Annotated in this window: 2 protein-coding genes (1 of these 2 cut by a window edge); one reads left to right on the top strand and one right to left on the bottom strand. The window is 34.8% G+C overall.

What is annotated here, in order from left to right; translation table 11 throughout:
• Positions 1-629, top strand: a 629-nt coding sequence (locus tag FUA24_RS07920; protein ID WP_148541216.1) for a magnesium chelatase subunit ChlI family protein, incomplete at its 5' end; no start/stop codon positions are given.
• Positions 630-824: 195 nt separating this feature from the next.
• On the opposite strand, the gene FUA24_RS07915 is transcribed toward FUA24_RS07920, so the two are convergent.
• Positions 825-858 carry part of the coding region annotated (locus FUA24_RS07915; protein ID WP_148541214.1) for a beta-galactosidase small subunit-related protein on the bottom strand (this coding region is incomplete at its 5' end). 263 nt of the annotated region lie beyond the right edge of the window, so 34 of the 297 annotated nt are shown.

Genomic DNA, 858 nt, shown 5'->3' with positions numbered 1-858 from the left:
TTTTAGATGAACTACCAGAATTTAAACGCGATGTTTTAGAGGTAATGCGCCAACCGTTAGAAGATAGAGAGGTAACCATTTCAAGGGCAAAATTTACGGTAACATATCCGTCATCATTTATGCTAGTAGCTAGCATGAACCCAAGTCCAGGTGGTTATTTTAACGACCCTGATGCACCTGTAACCTCAAGTCCTGCTGAAATGCAACGGTATTTAAGCAAAATTTCAGGACCATTGTTAGATAGAATTGATATTCATATTGAGGTAACACCAGTGCCTTTTGATAAGCTATCAGAAGATAGAAAAGGCGAATCTTCAGTAGATATAAGAAAGCGTGTTACAGCAGCAAGAAACATACAAAGTAAGCGCTTTTTAAATAATGAGAAAGTACATTACAATGCACAAATGAATACCAAGCAAATACGAAAACATTGCGCTTTAGATGAAAGCTCAAAACAGTTATTAAAAACAGCTATTGAACGTTTAAACCTTTCGGCTAGGGCTTATGATAGAATTTTAAAAGTAGCTAGAACTATTGCCGATTTAGAAGCTTCGGAAAATATTGAAGGTGCTCATATTAGTGAAGCCATACAATACCGAAGTTTAGATAGAGATGGCTGGTTGGGGTAAGTTACTTCTAAATCAAAATCAATAAAACCAAAAAAGGATGGCTTAATTTTAAAACCATCCTTTTTTCGATATAAAGATATTATTTATTAAAATCTTATTTTCTCAGCTTTTACTTTTGTGCTAAATGGTGCTAAATAAAACGTGTATTTATACGTTCCAGGTTTATTTCTAAACGCTTCATGTGCTTGAGCTCGTTTAGACCATGTGTTGTCTCCACCAACACCTTGTT

It is taken from the genome of Seonamhaeicola marinus (assembly GCF_008085455.1).
Note: the sequence above shows the minus strand (reverse complement) of the source record. Positions and strands in the feature narration are given on the sequence as shown.